The organism is Paraburkholderia caballeronis (assembly GCF_900104845.1).
Lineage (GTDB): Bacteria > Pseudomonadota > Gammaproteobacteria > Burkholderiales > Burkholderiaceae > Paraburkholderia > Paraburkholderia caballeronis.
On sequence record NZ_FNSR01000002.1, the window covers coordinates 2049865 to 2067694 of the forward strand.

At 64.9% G+C, this 17830-nt stretch carries 13 protein-coding genes; 10 read left to right on the forward strand and 3 right to left on the reverse strand.

The window, feature by feature from the left end; genetic code table 11:
* Window position 1: 1 nt before the first annotated feature.
* The 3 genes from BLV92_RS25660 (at window position 2) to BLV92_RS25670 (ending at window position 2808) form a co-directional block, all read left to right on the forward strand.
* On the forward strand, window positions 2-955 hold the full coding sequence (locus tag BLV92_RS25660) for an alpha-E domain-containing protein (protein ID WP_090550557.1): 954 nt from the start codon (window positions 2-4) through the stop codon (window positions 953-955).
* Window positions 956-1025: 70 nt separating this feature from the next.
* Window positions 1026-1817 carry a transglutaminase family protein gene (locus BLV92_RS25665; RefSeq protein ID WP_090550560.1) on the forward strand — a complete coding sequence of 264 codons (792 nt, stop codon included), beginning with the start codon at window positions 1026-1028 and terminating at the stop codon, window positions 1815-1817.
* An 85-nt stretch (window positions 1818-1902) separates the two neighbouring features.
* Window positions 1903-2808, forward strand: a complete 906-nt coding sequence (locus tag BLV92_RS25670) for a proteasome-type protease (RefSeq protein WP_090550561.1) — start codon at window positions 1903-1905, stop codon at window positions 2806-2808.
* A 10-nt stretch (window positions 2809-2818) separates the two neighbouring features.
* Here BLV92_RS25670 and BLV92_RS25675 read toward each other — a convergent pair whose 3' ends face one another.
* Entirely contained in the window at window positions 2819-5437 is a 2619-nt protein-coding gene (locus BLV92_RS25675) for an excinuclease ABC subunit UvrA (protein ID WP_373681841.1), read from the reverse strand.
* Window positions 5438-6257: 820 nt separating this feature from the next.
* Here BLV92_RS25675 and BLV92_RS25680 point away from each other — a divergent pair.
* Window positions 6258-7670, forward strand: a complete 1413-nt coding sequence (locus BLV92_RS25680; protein ID WP_090550566.1) for a sugar efflux transporter — start codon at window positions 6258-6260, stop codon at window positions 7668-7670.
* A gap of 403 nt (window positions 7671-8073) precedes the next feature.
* On the opposite strand, the gene BLV92_RS25685 is transcribed toward BLV92_RS25680, so the two are convergent.
* Entirely contained in the window at window positions 8074-9594 is a 1521-nt protein-coding gene (locus BLV92_RS25685; RefSeq protein ID WP_090550568.1) for an MFS transporter, read from the reverse strand.
* A 791-nt stretch (window positions 9595-10385) separates the two neighbouring features.
* Here BLV92_RS25685 and BLV92_RS25690 point away from each other — a divergent pair.
* From BLV92_RS25690 to cyoD, 5 genes are all read left to right on the forward strand, one after another.
* Window positions 10386-11939, forward strand: coding sequence for an NADH-quinone oxidoreductase subunit M (locus BLV92_RS25690; protein ID WP_090550571.1), 1554 nt, complete (start codon window positions 10386-10388; stop codon window positions 11937-11939).
* A gap of 280 nt (window positions 11940-12219) precedes the next feature.
* Window positions 12220-13107, forward strand: coding sequence for a ubiquinol oxidase subunit II (gene cyoA / locus BLV92_RS25695; RefSeq protein ID WP_090551463.1), 888 nt, complete (start codon window positions 12220-12222; stop codon window positions 13105-13107).
* 3 nt (window positions 13108-13110) lie between these two features.
* On the forward strand, window positions 13111-15147 hold the full coding sequence (cyoB, locus tag BLV92_RS25700) for a cytochrome o ubiquinol oxidase subunit I (protein ID WP_090550574.1): 2037 nt from the start codon (window positions 13111-13113) through the stop codon (window positions 15145-15147).
* On the forward strand, window positions 15147-15758 hold the full coding sequence (gene cyoC / locus BLV92_RS25705; protein WP_090550576.1) for a cytochrome o ubiquinol oxidase subunit III: 612 nt from the start codon (window positions 15147-15149) through the stop codon (window positions 15756-15758). The genes cyoB and cyoC overlap by 1 nt, the downstream gene beginning before the upstream one ends.
* Before the next feature lies 1 nt (window position 15759).
* The gene (gene cyoD / locus BLV92_RS25710) at window positions 15760-16092 is read left to right on the forward strand and encodes a cytochrome o ubiquinol oxidase subunit IV (RefSeq protein WP_090550579.1); all 333 of its coding nucleotides are present in this window, start codon (window positions 15760-15762) and stop codon (window positions 16090-16092) included.
* A gap of 135 nt (window positions 16093-16227) precedes the next feature.
* Here cyoD and BLV92_RS25715 read toward each other — a convergent pair whose 3' ends face one another.
* Complete coding sequence (locus BLV92_RS25715) at window positions 16228-16878, reverse strand: SGNH/GDSL hydrolase family protein (RefSeq protein WP_090550582.1); 651 nt, start codon at window positions 16876-16878, stop codon at window positions 16228-16230.
* A gap of 249 nt (window positions 16879-17127) precedes the next feature.
* On the opposite strand from BLV92_RS25715, the gene BLV92_RS25720 reads away from it, so the two are divergent.
* Window positions 17128-17730, forward strand: a complete 603-nt coding sequence (locus BLV92_RS25720; RefSeq protein WP_090550585.1) for a TetR/AcrR family transcriptional regulator — start codon at window positions 17128-17130, stop codon at window positions 17728-17730.
* Window positions 17731-17830: the final 100 nt, after the last annotated feature.

The window sequence follows — 17830 nt, forward strand, 5'->3', positions numbered from 1 at the left end:
CATGCTGAGCCGCACCGCCGACCACCTGTTCTGGATGGCCCGTTACATGGAGCGCGCGGAGAACACCGCGCGGATGCTGGACATCAACCTGAAGGAGATGCTGCTGCCCGGCAGCGGCGACAGCGAGGCGCGCGGCCTGCGCGCGGTGTTGCGGATCTCGGAACTGGAGCCGGCGTTCGATGCGCGCTACGAAGCGATGACGCGCGCGAACGTGCTGCATTTTCTCGTCGCGGACGCGGCCAACCCGTCGAGCATCTACGCGTGCCTGCATGCGGCCCGCGAGAACGCGCGCGCGGTGCGCGGGACGCTGACGACCGAATGGTGGGAGACGATCAACGACACGTGGCTGCAATTCGCCGAGCGTCTGCGCAGCGACGAACTGAGCGCGCATCCGGACACGCTGTTCGAATGGGTGAAGTTCCGCTCGCACCTGTCGCGCGGCGTGATGCTCGGCACTGCATTGCAGGACGACGCGCTGTTCTTCACGCAGCTCGGCACGTTTCTCGAACGCGCGGACAACACCGCGCGGATTCTCGACGTGCGATTCGTCGAGGTCGACGAATCGGATTCGCGTTCGGCCGCGCGCCAGCTTGAGGACTTCTATTACTGGACGTCGATCCTGAGTTCCGTTTCCGCGCTGGAGATCTATCGTAAGGTGTATCGCGACGTGGTGACGCCCGCGCGCGTCGTCGAACTGCTGATCCTGAACCAGCAGATGCCGCGCTCGCTGCTCGCATCGCTGGACGGCGTCTGCACGAACCTCGCGCTGCTGCGGACCAGCACGTCGCGCGAAGTCGAGCGCACGGCCGGCAAGCTGCGCGCGGAACTGCTGTACTCGGACCTGAGGCAGATCTTCTCGACCGGCGTGCATACGTTTCTCACGCAGTTCCTCGCGCGCGTGTACGAACTCGGCAACCAGGTCGCCAGCACGTATCTGATGCTGCCGGTCGGATAACGCGTGCCTGGCCGCCGCCGCGTCCAGCCCGGACGTTTGTTTCCGATCAGAAAGTGAAAGGATTTCCGCCATGCAACTCGCGATCCGCCACGACACCGTCTATCGCTACGAAGCGCCGGTGCGCTATTCGATCCAGCAACTGCGGCTCGCGCCGCTGACCACGCCGGCGCAGATCGTCACGCAGTGGCACGTCGATGCGCCGGGCAAGCTCGATTCCGGCCGCGACGCGTACGGCAACACGCTGCTGACGCTCGTGCTCACGCGTCCGCACCAGGAAATCCGGCTGCGCGTGCGCGGCGAGGTCGAGACGCTGCCGCTCGCGGAAGGCCGGCTGCCGGACGGCGAAGGACCGATCCCGGCCTGGCACTTCACGCTGCCGACGCGGCTGACCGAGGCCGACGACGCGCTGAACGACCTCGCGCAACAACTGGCGCCGCTCGACCGCACGGCCGCGGTGCTCGACGCTGCCGCGACGGTCACGGACCGGGTACGATACGGGCGCGGCGTCACCGAAGTCACGCATTCGGCGGCGGATGCGCTGGCGCTCGGCAGCGGCGTATGTCAGGATCATGCGCATGTGATGCTCGCGCTGTGCCGCGCGCGCGGCGTGCCGGCCCGTTATGTGAGCGGCTACGTGGACCCGGGCGACGCGTCAGAAACGGCGAGTCATGCATGGGTCGATGTATGGATCGACGGCGGCTGGGTGACGGTGGACGTCACGCATGCGTGTTTCGCAAGCGAAAAGTATTGCCGGATCGCAGTCGGGCGCGACTACGAGACGGCGGCTCCGGTGCGCGGGACGCGCGTCGGCGGGATGGCGGAAACGCTCGACGTTTCCGTTCAGGTGAACGCGCAGCAGTAGTCGCAGCGACGGGCAATAACCGGCACAGGTCGCCGCGCGCGACGGCTGCGTCAGGACAGAACGAAAGAAGGTGCGGGGAACGGGCATGACTTATTGTGTCGGAATGTTGGTGGACGAAGGACTCGTGTTCCTTTCGGATACGCGCACGAACGCGGGCGTCGATCACGTCAGCACGTCGCGCAAGATGGTGGTTTTCGAGGATCCGGGCGAGCGCGTGCTGGTGCTGCTCGTCGCGGGCAATCTGGCGATCACGCAGGCGACGTTGCAGGTGCTGACCGAGCCGCAGGAAGCGGGGCGGCCGACGTTGTGGACCGTGCCGTCGATGGTCGAGGCCGCGCGGCTCGTCGGCGAGGCCGTGCGCGAAGTGCACCGGCGCGATTCGGAGGCGCTGACGAGCTTTGGCGTCGAATTCAATTGCAGCTTCATTCTCGGCGGCCAGTTGCGCGGCCAGTCGATGCGGCTGTTCCAGATCTACGCGGCCGGCAATTTCATCGAAACGTCGAGCATGAACCCGTATTTTCAGATCGGAGAATCGAAGTACGGCAAGCCGATCATCGACCGTGTGCTGACGCCGGCGACGCCGCTCGACGAGGCCGCGAAATGCGCGCTGATTTCGATGGATTCGACGCTGCGTTCGAACCTGTCGGTCGGGCTGCCGCTCGACCTGCTCGTGTACGAGTGCGATTCGCTGCGCGTGACGCGCTACGCGACGCTCGATCAATCGAACGAATATTTCCAGATGATCCATTCGACGTGGGGCGAGCGGCTGCGCCAGGTGTTCGGTGAAATTCCGGACCCGGTGTGGAGCGACGCGGCCCACGTGCCGCGCCGTTCGCGCGGCGACGACCCGGTGCTGCCGATCGTCCCGCGTTCGCCGCTCGACGGCCACGGCGTTCAGGGCGGGCAGGCGCGGCCCGCGCAGACGCTCGCGCAGGTGCAGCCCTCGGCTCCGCATGCGGATTCGCGCGGGCCGGACACGCCGCCGGGCTGACGCCGCGTCTTTACGCCGGTCCGTCCGGCGCGAGGTGTTCGCGCAGCCACGCGGCGGTGCGGCTGTCTTTCGCGCGCGCTATCGCGTCCGGCGTGCCCGCCGCGACGATCGTGCCGCCCGCGTCGCCGGCGCCCGGCCCCATGTCGATGATCCAGTCGCTCTGCGCCGCGACCCGCATGTCGTGCTCGACGAGCACGACCGTGTTGCCGGCGTCCGCGAGCCCCTGCAATTGAAGCATCAGGCGATCGACGTCGGCCGGATGCAGGCCGGTCGTCGGTTCGTCGAGCACGTAGAGCGTGTCGCCGCGCTGCGCGCGCTGGAGTTCTGTCGCGAGCTTGATCCGCTGCGCTTCGCCGCCGGACAGTTCGGTCGCCGGCTGTCCGAGCCGCAGATAACCGAGGCCGATGTCGCGCAGCACCGCGAGCGAGCGCATTGCCTGCGGCTCGTCCGCGAAGAACTCGCACGCGGCGTCGACGGTCAGGTCGAGCACGTCGGCGATGTTGCGGCCGCGCCAGCTCACTTCGAGCGTCGGCGCGTTGTAGCGCGTGCCGTGGCAGGTCGAGCACGGCGCGTACACGCTCGGCAGGAACATCAGTTCGACGCTGACGAAACCTTCGCCTTCGCAGGTCGGGCAGCGCCCGGCCGCCACGTTGAACGAGAAACGTCCCGCGCTGTAACGGCGGCGGCGCGCGAGCGGCGTGTCCGCGAACAGCTTGCGCACGTGATCGAAGAGGCCGGTGTAGGTCGCGAGATTCGAGCGCGGCGTGCGGCCGATCGGCTTCTGGTCGACGCGCACCAGCCGGCGGAACGCGTCGAGTCCTTCGGCGATCGCGCCGCTGGCCGGCGCGTCCGCAGACGCGAACAACGGGTCGGCTTCGTCGTCGCCGTCGGCGGCGACGTCGCGGCCCAGCGCGGCCGACACGAGATCGGGCAGCGCGCGGCTCACGAGGCTCGACTTGCCGGAGCCGGAGATGCCGGTCACGGTTGTCAGGCACCCGATCGGAAACAGGGCGTCGAGCCCGCGCAGGTTGTTGCAGACGACGCCGGTCAGGCGCAGCCGGCGCGACGCGCGGCGCGGTTCGCGTGCGGACGTCGCGGCGAGCGACGGCTTCCCGAACAGGTAGCGCGCGGTCTCCGACCCGGCAACATTCGCGAGTCCCGCCGGCGGCCCGCTATAGATGATTTCTCCGCCGTGCTGGCCCGCACCCGGCCCGACGTCGATCAGCCAGTCCGCGCGGCGCATCGTGCGCAGATCGTGTTCGACGACGAACAGCGAGTTGCCGGCCGCCTTCAGCCGCTGCAACGCATCGAACAGCGCCTCGCCGTCCGCCGGATGCAGGCCGGCCGACGGCTCGTCCAGCACGTAGACGACGCCGAATAGCTGCGACGACAGCTGCGTCGCGAGCCGCAGCCGTTGCAGTTCGCCGGACGACAGCGTCGGCGTGCTGCGGTCGAGCGACAGATAACCGAGCCCGAGGCCGGTCAGCGTCGTCAGCCGTTCGAGCAGTTCCTGCGAGAGCCGCTGCGCGGCCACGCGTTTCTCTTCGGAAAGATTCGGCGTGCGCCGGACGTCGGGCGCGTTCGCATGCGCGGAGCCACCCTGCGCGACGCGGCGGCGGACGGCCGCGCGCCGCGCGCCGGGCGGCAGCACGTTGCCGGGGGCCGTGTTGCGCGCATCGTCGGGCCACGCCCCGTCGGCGACCGGACGCAGCAGCGCGGTCAACTGATCGAGCGACAGTTGCGACAGTTCCGCGATGTCGAGGCCCGCGAACGTGACGGCCAGCGCCTCGCGCTTGAGCCGTTTGCCGCGACACGCGGGGCATTCGCTGCTGACCATGTATTGCGCGACGCGCCGCTTCATCAGCGCGCTCTGCGTGTTCGCGAACGTGTGCAGCACGTAGCGGCGCGCACTCGTGAACGTGCCTTGATAGCTCGGCTCGGCGTTGCGCTTCAGCGCCGCGCGCGTTTCCTTCGGCGTCAGGCCGGCATAAACCGGCACGGTCGGCTGCTCATCGGTGAACAGGATCCAGTCGCGGTCCTTCTTCGGCAGGTCGCGCCACGGCGTGTCCACGTCGTAGCCGAGCGTGACGAGAATGTCGCGCAGGTTCTGGCCGTGCCACGCGGGCGGCCATGCGGCGATCGCGCGTTCGCGGATCGTCAGCGCGTCGTCGGGGACCATCGACTGCTCGGTTGCGTCGTAGATGCGGCCGAGGCCATGGCAGGTCGGACACGCGCCCTGCACCGTATTCGGCGAAAAGTCTTCCGCGTATAGCATCGGCAACTTTGGCGGATAGGCGCCGCTGCGCGAATAGAGCATCCGGATCAGGCTGGCCAGCGTCGTTACGCTGCCGAGCGACGAGCGCGCGCCGGGCGTGCCGCGCTGCTGCTGAAGCGCGACCGCGGGCGGCAGACCGTCGATCGCGTCGACGTCGGGTGCGCCGACCTGCTCGATCAGCCGGCGCGCATACGGCGCGACCGATTCGAAGTAGCGTCGCTGCGCTTCCGCGTACAGCGTGCCGAACGCGAGCGACGACTTGCCGGAACCCGACACGCCGGTGAACACGACCAGCGCGTCGCGCGGAATCTCTACGTTCAGATTTTTCAGGTTGTGCTCGCGCGCGCCGCGCACCCTTACGCGTTCGGGCGGTGCGGCTTGTTCTTTCGACCGGCGCGGGCGCGCGTTCAATGCCGGCACCCGGATGGCGGCAGGCGGGTGGAGTCGGGTGGGACATGCCTGTCGTTCACGGCGGGCGGTTTCCGATCGTGCATGGCGAGGGCTCCGGGTTTCCAGGCGGAAACGGTTTGCTGGCGAGTGGGCGGGTCGCTGAAAGTTTAGACAATCTGGCGATGCCGTTGGGGACAGCTGTTTTTCGCATCAGCCATCACGTCGCGATCACGCGTTTCGCATCAGCAAGAATTGTTCACATCCGAAGCGATTCGTACGCATCGGGCATCTCCACACGCAACTCCGATGCAGCGTGAAAATTGCGCCTGCGATCAATACCTTACGGATCGCGCAAAGTAGTTATCAACAGGCTTTTCCACGAAAACTGTGGACAAGCCGAACGGCACGAACGCGCCGCCTCTTCAGCCTCGTTCTTCGAATAACCGTTTCGGGTCAAAGGCCTGCGTGAATTCTCCAGCACTTGTGCACAAGGCTTTCCACGAAAACTGTGGACAAGTCCGCTTCGTTTTTTTCAGCAGAGCCGTTCCCTGCCGCTTTCGACGCCGGCCTGTTCAATTCCTTTTGCATCAACGGGCTAAGCCGGCTGTCCTCAAGATATCCAATGGGCTGTCAACATGATCTGTGCATAACAGGCCCAGTCTTTGACACGCGCGGCACGCGCCTTGCACCGTCGTTGCATTCGGTCGGATAATGCCGCGTCGATCCGGCTGCGCAAACATGCTTCGCGCTTCGTCGCGTCGTCCTTCCCACTTCCCGTTGCGCCGTGCTCAAGAACTCGCGCTTTCCTGGTCTTCTGCGTATCCCTGGTTTCTTGCCGCTCGCCGGCGCGACGCTGATGCTCGGCGTCGCAATGTCGTTCACCGCACCATATCTGTCGCTGTTCGGCATCGAGCGCGCGGGCATGACGCCGTTCCGGCTCGGTGTGTTCATGACGGCGATCGCCGCGAGCGGCGTGATCGCGAGCACCGCTGCCGGCCGCTGGAGCGATGCGACCGGCAAACATCGGCCGCTGCTGCTCGCGTCGTTATGCGCGGCGACGCTCGGTTATCTGAGCCTTTGCATCGTGCGCGACTACAGGCTGTTGCTCGTGGTCGGCATCGCGTTCATCGGCGCGGGCGGCTGCGCGTTGTCGCTCGTGTTCTCGTTCAGTCGCGCGGCGCTGCCGGTCGCCGACGACGCCGAGCGCACGTTTGCGAGCGCGACGCTGCGCACGATCCTCTCCGCCGCATGGGTCTTCGGTCCGGCGGTCGGCGCGCTGGTGCTCGCGGCGACCGGCTTCTACGGGTTGTTCCTGTTCGCGGCCGCGAGTTTTGCGGCGTGCGGGACGATCGTCTGGCGGATGCGCGAACCGGGCGCGGCCGGCGATGAACATGCGACACAGCATCTGCGGCCGCGTCCGATGGCGGGCGACGTCGACGCGCAGGCCGCGGAAGCGGCCGCGCAATACGAAGGCCAGCCGCTGACCCAGGCCGAAGTGCAGCCGGGCGTGCCGCAGGCCGCCGCAGCCGGCCATGCGGACGTTTCGCAACCCGCCGCCGCGAAGCGGCGCATGTCGTCGCCCGACGTGTCGTCGAACGACATCATGCGCGCGGTCGTGGCGCTGACACTGATCGGCCTCGCGGCGAACGCGACGATGATCGTGCTGCCGCTCTACATCGTGCATGGGCTGAAGGGTTCGCGGCTCGACGTGTCGATCATGCTCGGCCTCGGCGCGCTGATGGAAATTCCGATGATGCTCGCGCTCGGCGCGCGCGCGTCGAATCTGCACAAGCTGAACTGGCTCGCCGCATGCGCGACCGTGCATGCGGTGTACTTCGTCGCGATGTCGCTCGCGCCGGGCGTGAACTCGCTGATTCCGATGCAGATCCTCAATGCGTTCGTCGTCGCGGTGACGTCGTGTCTCGGCATGACCTACGTGCAGGACCTGATGCCCACGTCGCCGGGGCGCGCGACCGCGCTGTTCTTCAACGCGTCGCGGCTCGGGTCGATCCTGTCCGGCGTGCTGTCGGGGATGCTCGTACAGGCGTTCGGCTATCGCGGCACGTTTCTGTTCTGCGGGCTGCTCGCGCTGTGCGCGCTCGTGCTGTTCGCGGTGCCGGGAGAACGTTATCCGGTGATCGCTCGGGCAGTGAGGAGCCGGCTTGCCAGATTGACGGGGCGGGGCGGTCCGAAGTGATGCCGCCGACGGCGCGTGCGATTCGTTTTGGAAACGACAGGCCGCGAAAAGTGCTTATCGGAAACGGCGGGCAGTGAGAGGGGGGGAGCCGTGCCGCTGGGCGATGCGGGAGGCCGGAACCGTTAAGGCAATCCGGCTACCGGGCAGCGCGCTTTCATGCAATCTCCGCCATCCCGTTCATTCGTCGCGATTCATCACGCAGGACGAGAGGGACCGCTTGTGCGTCAAGCAGGTTGTAGAAGCGAATCCACGCAATACGGTGCATCAAATCCGGGATGCTGGGCCGTTTCCGTCGTGCCGGATAACGTGGTTAGGCAGACCTGCAATCTGCTGCAGCCGCTGCACGTAGTTTCCGGTCGAGCCCAAAGTGGAAATGCAGTGCATCAGTCCCGGGGCAGTGCATTTACACGGTATCGGCTTCGACTGCGACCGCCGCAACCCGACCCACGCCAGCCCCTTCGACGAAGTCTTCCGCGTCGACGTCATACCCCGACGGCTCCCAGCGCACCGCGAGCAGCGCGACGAGCCCGCACAGCGGCGCGATCGCGATGATCCAGAACACCCGCGTGTGGAGCGCGGCCGCGAGCACCGGGAACAGGAACAGCGACACGGTCGAACTCGCGCGCATCAGCGTCTGGTTGAAACCGACGCCGACGCCGCGCAGCGAAGTCGGATAACCGAGCGACGCGAACGTCATGCTGTGCGACCCCGGCCCGATCCCCTGACCGAACAGGAACGCCGCGAGCAGCGCGACCGCGCTCGCGACTTCCGCGCCGCCCGACGGCTTGCCGACGATCGCGAGGCCGATCAGCGCCACGAGCTGTATCGCGTAACCGAGCACAGTAAGTTTCCACGCGCCGACGCGCGGCACGATCCGCACCGCGATCAGCCCGCCGACGAACGCGAACCCGAGGTTCAGCACGAGCGACGCGAGGATCGTCGTCAGCATCGACTGCGCGAGGAAGCTGGAGATGATCACCGGCAGCCCGAACGCGACCGCGTTGTACGCGAACGACGACGCGACGCCGATGACCGTCGCGAGCACGGTGCGGCGCGTGTAGACGCCGCGCAGCAGCGCGCCGTAGTTCTTCCACGACGCCACGCGGGCGGGGCGCGTCGCCACTGCCGCGTTCGCGCCGTCGTCGGCTACTTTGGCGTCGATGCCGTAAGAGCGCTTCAGGATCCGCGCCGCACCCGCCAGGTCGCCCTGGTTCGCGGCCCACACCGGCGATTCGCTGATGTAGCGGCTGCGGATCGCGATGATCGCGAGCGCCGGCAGCGCGCCGAAACCGAGCGTCAGGCGCCACAGCCATCCGGCATGGTCGGCCGGCAGCGTCGCGTAGAACGCGAGCACGAGCAGGTACGACACGCTGATCGCCGCATACCAGACCGGGCACCACATCGCGACCCGCGCGGCCTTGTTGCCGCGTCCGGACAGCCGCGAGAACTCCGCGAGGAACGCCATCGCGACCGGCAGGTCGATGCCGACGCCGAGCCCCATCACGAAACGCGCGCCGCCGAGCACCCAGGCGTTCGGCGCGAGCGCGCACGCAATCGCGGCGACGACGAAGAAGAACATGTCCGCCATGAACACGCGGTAGCGGCCGATCCGGTCGGTCAGGAAACCGCCGAGAAACGCGCCGACGATCGCGCCGAACGTGATCGCGGACGCGACGAAGCCGGTGCCGGCCGGCGTCAGCGAGTACTCGCGCGCGACGTCCTTCAGGCCGAACGCGAGCGCGCCGAGGTCGTACGCGTCGAGGAACACGCCGCCGAGCGCGATCGCGACGACGATGCGCGCGTTGCTGCCGCGCGCGGCGCCTTCGTTGACGAGCCGCGACACGTCGGCGGCCGTGCGGATCACGGGATGAGTGCCGGCGGAAACCGGCGCGGCAGGGCGGGGGACAGCGGACTGGACGGACATGCGCGGAGGAGGCGGACGGTGAAAAGACGCGAAAACGCGTGATCCTACCGGCCCGCCGCAACGAACCCAAATCGTTTTTCGTTATGTGCTCATGCAGTGCGCATCACCCGCTGCTGCCCGTAAAATATAAGGGCATGAACACAGACCGGCCGACAGCAGGTATCATCCGCGCGGCGAAAAGTCTGACACCGGCGGGAAAGGACCCTTCCAGCAATCACGGTTAATTCGGGGACCGCGACCGACTAAAGTTCGGCCACGCGTTTTGACAATCCCTGGCGCGTAACGTGAGAGTTGGCCCCGGCCGGGCATACCCGACCGGGGTTTTTTTCGTCGGGATCGAAGCCGGCAGTCGAGCTGTCCGGCGGCCGGTCTGCCCGGCAAGCGAAACGAAAAAGTAACGTAATTGAAATGTAAATGAAAGAGTATTCGAGCCAACGCGGGAGACAGCGGGGGCTGCGTTCAGGTAGCCGGAACCGTGCTTTGGCGCGTGACTAGCGGCCAAAAAGACGCCGCGGAGACCAACTTGTTGTTTTTTATGTCCGTGAAAACCTCAATTAAAACATTGACTTATATCAACGAGCAAACCGGGGCTTCTTGTTGCGCTGCAAAAGATTCGCAATCCGTTTACCCTCGTTAACCCTTGAACGTGAGTTGCGTTTCACCACAAAGCTGACGGCCGCATTACAGCCTGCCTGGTTCGAATCCCTTCACGCGCTAAAACTTTCAAATTACTTTCGCGCTTCGCGGCGCGTCAGAGCAACACGCTACGCATTCTTAAGGCCCTTGTCGAAATGCAATCCGTTCCACTTCTGAGTCTGGCGATCTGGATTCCCATCCTGTTCGGCGTGGTGGTGTTGCGCGTCGGATCGGATCGCCGTCCGCAGCTCACGCGCTGGCTGGCGCTGATCGGTTCGATCGTCGGCCTGCTGCTGACGCTTCCGCTGATCTCCGGTTTCGATAACCACCTGAACGCGATGCAGTTCATCGAGTTCCGCGACTGGCTGCCGGACTTCGGCGTTGCGTGGCGGCTCGGCATCGACGGGATCTCGATGTGGCTGGTCGTGCTGACGGCGTTCACGACGCTCGTGATCGTGATCGCGTCGTGGGAGTCGATCACGGTGCGCGTCGCGCAGTACTTCGGCGCGTTCCTGATCCTGTCGGGGCTGATGGTCGGCACGTTCGCGGCGCTCGACGGAATGCTGTTCTTCGTGTTCTTCGAAGCGACGCTGATCCCGCTCTACCTGCTGATCGGCGCGTGGGGCAACACGCGGCGCACGTACGCGGCGATCAAGTTCTTCTTCTTCTCGTTCGCCAGCTCGCTGCTGATGCTGCTGTCGATGCTGTACCTGTACAGCCAGTCGCACACGTTCGACATGGCCGCGTGGCACAACCTGCAACTCGGCTTCCTGCCGCAGGTGTTCGTGTTCATCGGCTTCTTCGCGGCGTTCGCGGTGAAGGTGCCGATGTGGCCGTTCCACACGTGGCTGCCGGACGTTCACCTCGAAGCGCCGACCGGCGCGACCGTGCTGATGGCGATGCTGAAGCTCGGCGGCTACGGCTTCCTGCGCTTCACGCTGCCGATCACGCCGGACGCGAGCCACTTCTTCGCGCCGATGATCATCACGCTGTCGCTCATCGCGGTGGTCTACGCGAGCCTGCTCGCGCTCGCGCAGACCGACATGACGAAGCTGCTCGCGTACTCGACCGTCGCGCACATGGGCCTCGTCACGCTCGGCCTGTTCCTGTTCAACCAGATCGGCACCGAAGGCGCGATCGTGCAGATGATCTCGTACGGCTTCGTGTCCGGCGCGATGCTGCTGTCGGCCGGCGTGCTGTTCGATCGCACGCAGACCCGCACGATCTCGGCTTACGGCGGCGTCGCGAACGTGATGCCGCGCTTCGCCGCGTTCGTGATGCTGTTCTCGATGGCGAACGTCGGCCTGCCGGGCACGTCGGGTTTCGTCGGCGAGTTCATGGTGATCATGGGCGCGATCCGCGTGAACTTCTGGATCGGCGCGATCGCCGCGACGACCGTGATCCTGAGCGCCGCCTACACGCTGTGGATGTACAAGCGCGTGATCTTCGGCGCGGTCGCGAACGGCAACGTCGCGAAGCTGGTCGACCTCGGCCGCCGCGAGTCGGTGATGTTCGCGTCGCTCGCGGCGCTGGTGCTGCTGATGGGCCTGTATCCGAAGCCTTTCACCGACGCCATCGAGCTGTCCGCGGCGAATCTCGTCACGCAGGCCGGCCGCTCGAAGCAGCCGACGGACGAAGCGGCGGGCGCGCAGGCGGCGGAAGCCGGGCGGACCGGCGCGGAAGCGCACGCGCAGCGTTCGCCGACCTGATCGTAAGGAATGAAGGCCGCGTGCCGACTGGGCGGCGCGCGGTTCAAAGTTTTCAAATAAATGTATTTGAAAGGGCCGCGGCGGATCGATGCCCGGAATGGAGCGGCATAGCGCGCGAGGGGTGCGACAAACCGTCTCAGTTTCGTTTGGGCAAAGATCATTTTCAACATTCATTGCTTGTCAATTATCAAAGCGGCTGTATGATTCGGGCGCGCTTCCTTTGCCGGATGTCAGGAAACGTGCACGGATTTACTCAATGAATGAAATTCAGGCAAACGTGATGAAAACAACGACCTTGAAAAGGTTATGGCTTCCCGTCGGAGCCGGATTGGCCGCGTGTCTGTCCGGATGCAACCTGGACGTTCTCGACCCCAAAGGGAGCGTGGGAGTCGCCGAAAAAGCGCTGATCGCAACGTCCACCTGGGCAATGCTGATCGTCGTGATCCCCGTAATCATCCTTACTCTGCTGTTCGCATGGCGTTACCGCGCGTCGAATCGCAACGCGACGTACGCGCCGAAGTGGTCGCATTCGACCGCTATCGAAGTCGTCGTCTGGACGGTTCCGACGTTGATCATCATCTTCCTCGGCGTGCTCACCTGGAAGACCACGCATGAACTCGATCCGTACAGGCCGATCGAGTCGAACGTGAAGCCGATCAACGTCGAAGTCGTCGCGCTCGACTGGAAATGGCTCTTCATCTATCCGGACCTCGGCATTGCGTCGGTGAACCAGCTGGCGGTGCCGGTCGGTACGCCGGTCAACTTCCGCATCACGTCCGACTCGGTGATGAACTCGTTCTTCATCCCGCAGCTCGGCACCCAGGTGTACGCGATGGCGGGCATGCAGACGCGTCTGCACCTGATCGCCGACGAGGCGGGCGACTACGCCGGCATGTCGGCGAACTTCAGCGGCGAAGGCTTCTCGGACATGAAGTTCCGCACGCTCGCGCAGAGCCCCGACGAGTTCAACGCGTGGGTCGCGAAGGTCAAGGCGACGCAGCAGCAGCTCAGCATGGACGAATACGGCACGGTCGCGAAGCCGAGCGAGAAGGCGCCGGTGCAGTACTTCTCGACGGTCGATCCGCAGCTGTTCCACAACATCATTGCGAAGTACAACAACGGCCACGTCATGGATCTCCAGGACGCTGCCTGCGGTACGAAGGGGTAACGCATGTTCGGCAAACTCACATTAGACGCGATTCCATATCACGAGCCGATTATCGTGATCGCGGGCGCAGGCATGGTCTTCGCCGCGCTCGTCGTGCTCGGCGCAATCACGTATTTCGGCAAGTGGAAGTACCTGTGGACCGAATGGCTCACTAGCGTCGATCACAAGAAGCTCGGCGTGATGTACATCGTCGTCGCGATCATCATGCTGCTGCGCGGCTTCGCCGACGCGATCATGATGCGCACCCAGCTCGCGCTCGCGTATAACGCGCCGGGCTACCTGCCGCCGCATCACTACGACCAGATCTTCACCGCGCACGGCGTCATCATGATCTTCTTCATGGCGATGGCGTTCATGGTGGGCCTGATGAACATCGTCGTGCCGCTGCAGATCGGCGCACGCGACGTCGCGTTCCCGTTCCTGAACTCGCTGTCGTTCTGGATGACGGCGATCAGCGCGATCCTGATCAACATCTCGCTCGTGGTCGGCGAATTCGCGAAGACCGGCTGGCTCGCGTATCCGCCGCTGTCGGAGCTGCAGTTCAGTCCGGGCGTGGGGGTCGACTACTACCTGTGGGCGGTGCAGCTCTCCGGTGTCGGCACGCTGCTGACCGGCGTGAACTTCTTCGTCACGATCATCAAGATGCGCGCGCCTGGCATGACGATGATGAAGATGCCGGTGTTCACGTGGACCGCGCTGTGCACGAACGTGCTGATCATGGCGTCGTTCCCGATCCTGACCGTCACGCTCGCGCTGCTCGGCCTCGACCGCTACCTCGGCATGCACTTCTTCACGAATGACGGCGGCGGCAACCAGATGCTGTATCTGAACCTCATCTGGGCATGGGGCCACCCCGAGGTGTACATCCTGATCCTGCCGGCGTTCGGCGTGTTCTCGGAAGTCGTCGCGACCTACGCGAAGAAGCCGCTGTTCGGCTACAAGGCGATGGTCTACGCGACCTGCGCGATCATGGTGCTCGCGTTCGTCGTGTGGCTGCACCACTTCTTCACGATGGGCTCGGGTGCGAACGTCAACGCGTTCTTCGGCATCATGACGATGATCATCTCGATCCCGACGGGCGTGAAGATCTTCAACTGGCTGTTCACGATCTATCGCGGCCGCCTCGAAATGAGCGCGTCGGTGCTGTGGACGATCGGCTTCATGGTCACGTTCACGATCGGCGGCATGACCGGCGTGATGATGGCGATCCCGGGCGCGGACTTCGTGCTGCACAACTCGCTGTTCCTGATCGCGCACTTCCACAACGTGATCATCGGCGGCGTGCTGTTCGGCTACCTCGCCGGCATGAACTACTGGTTCCCGAAGGCGTTCGGCTTCAAGCTGAACGAGAAGCTCGGCAAGCGCGCGTTCTGGTTCTGGCTGGTCGGCTTCTACGTCGCGTTCGTGCCGCTGTACGTGCTCGGCTTCATGGGTGCGACGCGCCGTCTGAACCACTACGACAATCCGGCATGGCATCCGTGGATGGTCATCGCGTGGTTCGGCGCCGTGCTCGTCGCAATCGGCATCGCGCATCAGCTCGCGCAGCTGTACGTGTCGATCCGCGACCGCAACCTGCCGGAAAACCGCGACCTGACCGGCGATCCGTGGGGTGCCCGCACGCTGGAATGGGCGATCTCGTCGCCGCCGCCGTCGTACAACTTCGCGATGATCCCGCACGTGAGCGAACTCGACGAATTCGCGCACATGAAGGAAAACGGCAAGGAAACGGTCGACGTCGCGAACACGAAGTACCTCGACATCCATATGCCGTCGAACACGAGCGCGGGTCTCATCATCGGCATGTTCAGCCTCGTGCTCGGCTTCGCAGCGATCTGGCACATCTGGTGGCTCGTGGCGGTCAGCTTCGTCGGCGTGCTGGCGACGGCGATCATCTACAGCTTCGGCAAGAACGAGGGCTACTACATCCCGGCCGCGAAGGTCCGGGCCGATGAAGAAATGCGCAATCGCGCGCTCGTCAAGGCGTTCGAAGAACGTCAGCGCCGCGACGGCAAGCGTCAAGAAGCACTGGAGGCCAACTGATGTTGCAGAAAACTAATGCGGCTGCGCTGGCGGAGCACGATCATCACGATCACCCGCCGTCGCACTCGGTGTTCGGCTTCTGGCTGTACCTGATGACGGACTGCATCATCTTCGCGACGCTGTTCGCGGTGTTCGCGGTGATGCAGCACCAGTTCGCGGGCGGTCCGACCGGCAAGGATCTGTTCGACATTCCGGGCGTCGCGATGGAAACCGCGGTGCTGCTGCTGTCCAGCATCACGTACGGCTTCGCGATGATCGGCGCGCACAAGAAGCGCACGGGTCAGGTGATCGGCTGGCTCGCGATCACGTTCGTGCTCGGCGCGACGTTCCTGTACTTCGAACTGAACGAGTTCAGCCACCTGATCGCCGATGGCGCCGGTCCGGACCGCAGCGCGTTCCTGTCGTCGTTCTTCACGCTGGTCGGCACGCACGGCCTGCACGTGTCGCTCGGCATGGTGTGGATGATCGTGCTGATGGTGCAGGTCGCCAGGGCGCCGGAACTCGGCGAGCGCGAACTGCGCCGCCTGACGTGCCTGAGCCTTTTCTGGCACTTTCTGGACATCGTCTGGATCTGCGTGTTTTCCTTTGTCTATCTTGCGAGCGTGATCTGAAATGGCTCAAACGCATTCCATTCACGAAGAAGAATCGCACGGCAGCATCGGCAGCTATCTGACCGGTTTCGTGCTGGCGGTGGTGTTGACGGCCGCGTCGTTCTGGGTCGTGCTGCATGGCGGCTTCTCGCGCGAAACCGCGCTGATCGGTCTTGCGGTGCTGGCCGTCGTGCAGATTCTCGTGCACCTGGTGTACTTCCTGCATCTGAATACGTCGTCGGGACAGCGCTGGAACGTCATGGCATTCGCATTCACCGTGTTGACGCTCGCGATCGTGGTCATCGGCACGTTGTGGGTCATGCATAACGTCACGATGAACATGATGTCGCGGTAAACGCACGGTTCATCGGTTCGGGTTCCCGCTCTCGTGGCGGGACGAGAACGCATCAGACGCCGCCCCGGCTTCGCGCCGCGGCGGCGTTTTTACTGGTTGCTGCGTGTTGGTCCGGTTTGTTCGCGATTGTGCGGTTCATGCGCCGAAGCGCTGCCGAATCACGTCGGCTACCGCCTTGCCGAGCCGGTGATGCTGCTCTGCCTCGTAATGGATGCCATCGGTCGGGCTGACGGTGACGAAGTCGCCCGCATCGAGGAACGCGGAGCCGTACTTGACCGCGATCCGTTCGTAGAGCGGCGCGAGCTTGCGCGATTTCGCGGCGCCGCCGGTGAAGATCTCGCCGAGGAATCCGATCTCCTCGATCGGCGCCGGCGCCATCAGCAGCACGTGCGGCGTCGAGCCGCCGGGCCCGGCGCGGCACGCGAGCAGCGTTTCGAGCAGCACGTCGATGGACTTTGCGATGTCGGCCGGCGTCACCGAGAAACGCGCCTTCAGGTCGTTCGTGCCGAGCATCAGCACGACGAGGTCGAGCGGCAACTGGCTTTCGATGCACGGACGCAGATAGGCGAGGCCGTTCTTGTGGCGGCCGTCGATCGGGTCGTCGTGTACGGTCGTGCGGCCGGGGAGTCCTTCGTCGAGCACGATCCAGTCGTCGCCGAGCGTCTGGCGGAGCACGCCGGGCCAGCGGTCGTCGGGGCCGAACCGTTCGAGGACGCCGGGTTGTGTGAGTGGTTTTGTGCCGTGTGTATTGGAATCGCCGTAGCAGAGCAGGGTGCGTGACGTCATGAGTCGTCTCTCCGGTGTCGATCGAAGTTAGCGCTTCAGCGCTTACTTCGATCCCATGCAAAGCGGTCGATCGAAGTTAGCGCTTCAGTTCATTTATTCCGATCCCGTACAAGATGATTGTGGTGCGGATCCGGTTTTCCGAACCGAAACCGATATAACGAGAAGCGAAGGCAGCCAGTTCGATAAAACCACTACAGGTTATACGAGATTGCTAGACGACCGGTCTAATCGTTCGTATGATGGCTCGCCATGAATGCTGCGCCCGCCGCCGAAGTCCGGCAACACATCCTCGACACCGCCATGCCCATCATGCTGGGCAAGGGCTTTTCCGCGGTCGGACTGAACGAGATCCTGTCCGCCGCAGGTATCCCGAAGGGGTCGTTCTATCATTACTTCGGCTCGAAAGAGGCGTTCGGCGAGGCGCTGCTGGAATCGTACTTCGCGGACTACGTCGCGCGGCTCGACGATCTGCTCACGCGCGAACCGGGCACTGCGGCCGAACGCCTGATGCGCTACTGGGACGACTGGCGCACGGCGCAGAGCGCGGACGATCCGCACGGCAAGTGCCTCGCGGTGAAACTCGGGGCCGAGGTGTGCGATCTGTCGGAGCCGATGCGCGCGGTGTTGCAGCGGGGAACCGAACGCATCGTCGAGCGGCTGGCCGCGTGCATCGAGCAGGGGATCGGCGATGGCTCGCTGAAAGGCGTGGGCGAACCGGCCGGCACGGCCGCGACGCTGTATGAACTGTGGCTCGGCGCGACGCTGCTCGACAAGATCCGGCGCGATCGCCGGCCGTTCGACGCGGCGATGGTCACTACGAAGCACCTGCTGAATTTGCCGCCGGGCGCTTGAGCGCGGCGACGAATGACACACACCGCCGTGCATCATCGAACTAGACGACCGGTCTAATTCTTCGGCCGGTTTTTTTCCGAGGCTCGCAAACGCCTCCAGA

What these genes read in the sequence shown, in the direction of transcription:
- BLV92_RS25660 (WP_090550557.1), top strand. Translation starts at nt 2, where the DNA reads ATGCTGAGCCGCACCGCCGACCACCTGTTCTGGATGGCCCGTTACATG.
- BLV92_RS25665 (WP_090550560.1), top strand. Translation starts at nt 1,026, where the DNA reads ATGCAACTCGCGATCCGCCACGACACCGTCTATCGCTACGAAGCGCCG.
- BLV92_RS25670 (WP_090550561.1), top strand. Translation starts at nt 1,903, where the DNA reads ATGACTTATTGTGTCGGAATGTTGGTGGACGAAGGACTCGTGTTCCTT.
- BLV92_RS25685 (WP_090550568.1), bottom strand. Translation starts at nt 9,594, where the DNA reads ATGTCCGTCCAGTCCGCTGTCCCCCGCCCTGCCGCGCCGGTTTCCGCC.
- BLV92_RS25690 (WP_090550571.1), top strand. Translation starts at nt 10,386, where the DNA reads ATGCAATCCGTTCCACTTCTGAGTCTGGCGATCTGGATTCCCATCCTG.
- cyoA (WP_090551463.1), top strand. Translation starts at nt 12,220, where the DNA reads ATGAAAACAACGACCTTGAAAAGGTTATGGCTTCCCGTCGGAGCCGGA.
- cyoB (WP_090550574.1), top strand. Translation starts at nt 13,111, where the DNA reads ATGTTCGGCAAACTCACATTAGACGCGATTCCATATCACGAGCCGATT.
- cyoC (WP_090550576.1), top strand. Translation starts at nt 15,147, where the DNA reads ATGTTGCAGAAAACTAATGCGGCTGCGCTGGCGGAGCACGATCATCAC.
- cyoD (WP_090550579.1), top strand. Translation starts at nt 15,760, where the DNA reads ATGGCTCAAACGCATTCCATTCACGAAGAAGAATCGCACGGCAGCATC.
- BLV92_RS25715 (WP_090550582.1), bottom strand. Translation starts at nt 16,878, where the DNA reads ATGACGTCACGCACCCTGCTCTGCTACGGCGATTCCAATACACACGGC.
- BLV92_RS25720 (WP_090550585.1), top strand. Translation starts at nt 17,128, where the DNA reads ATGAATGCTGCGCCCGCCGCCGAAGTCCGGCAACACATCCTCGACACC.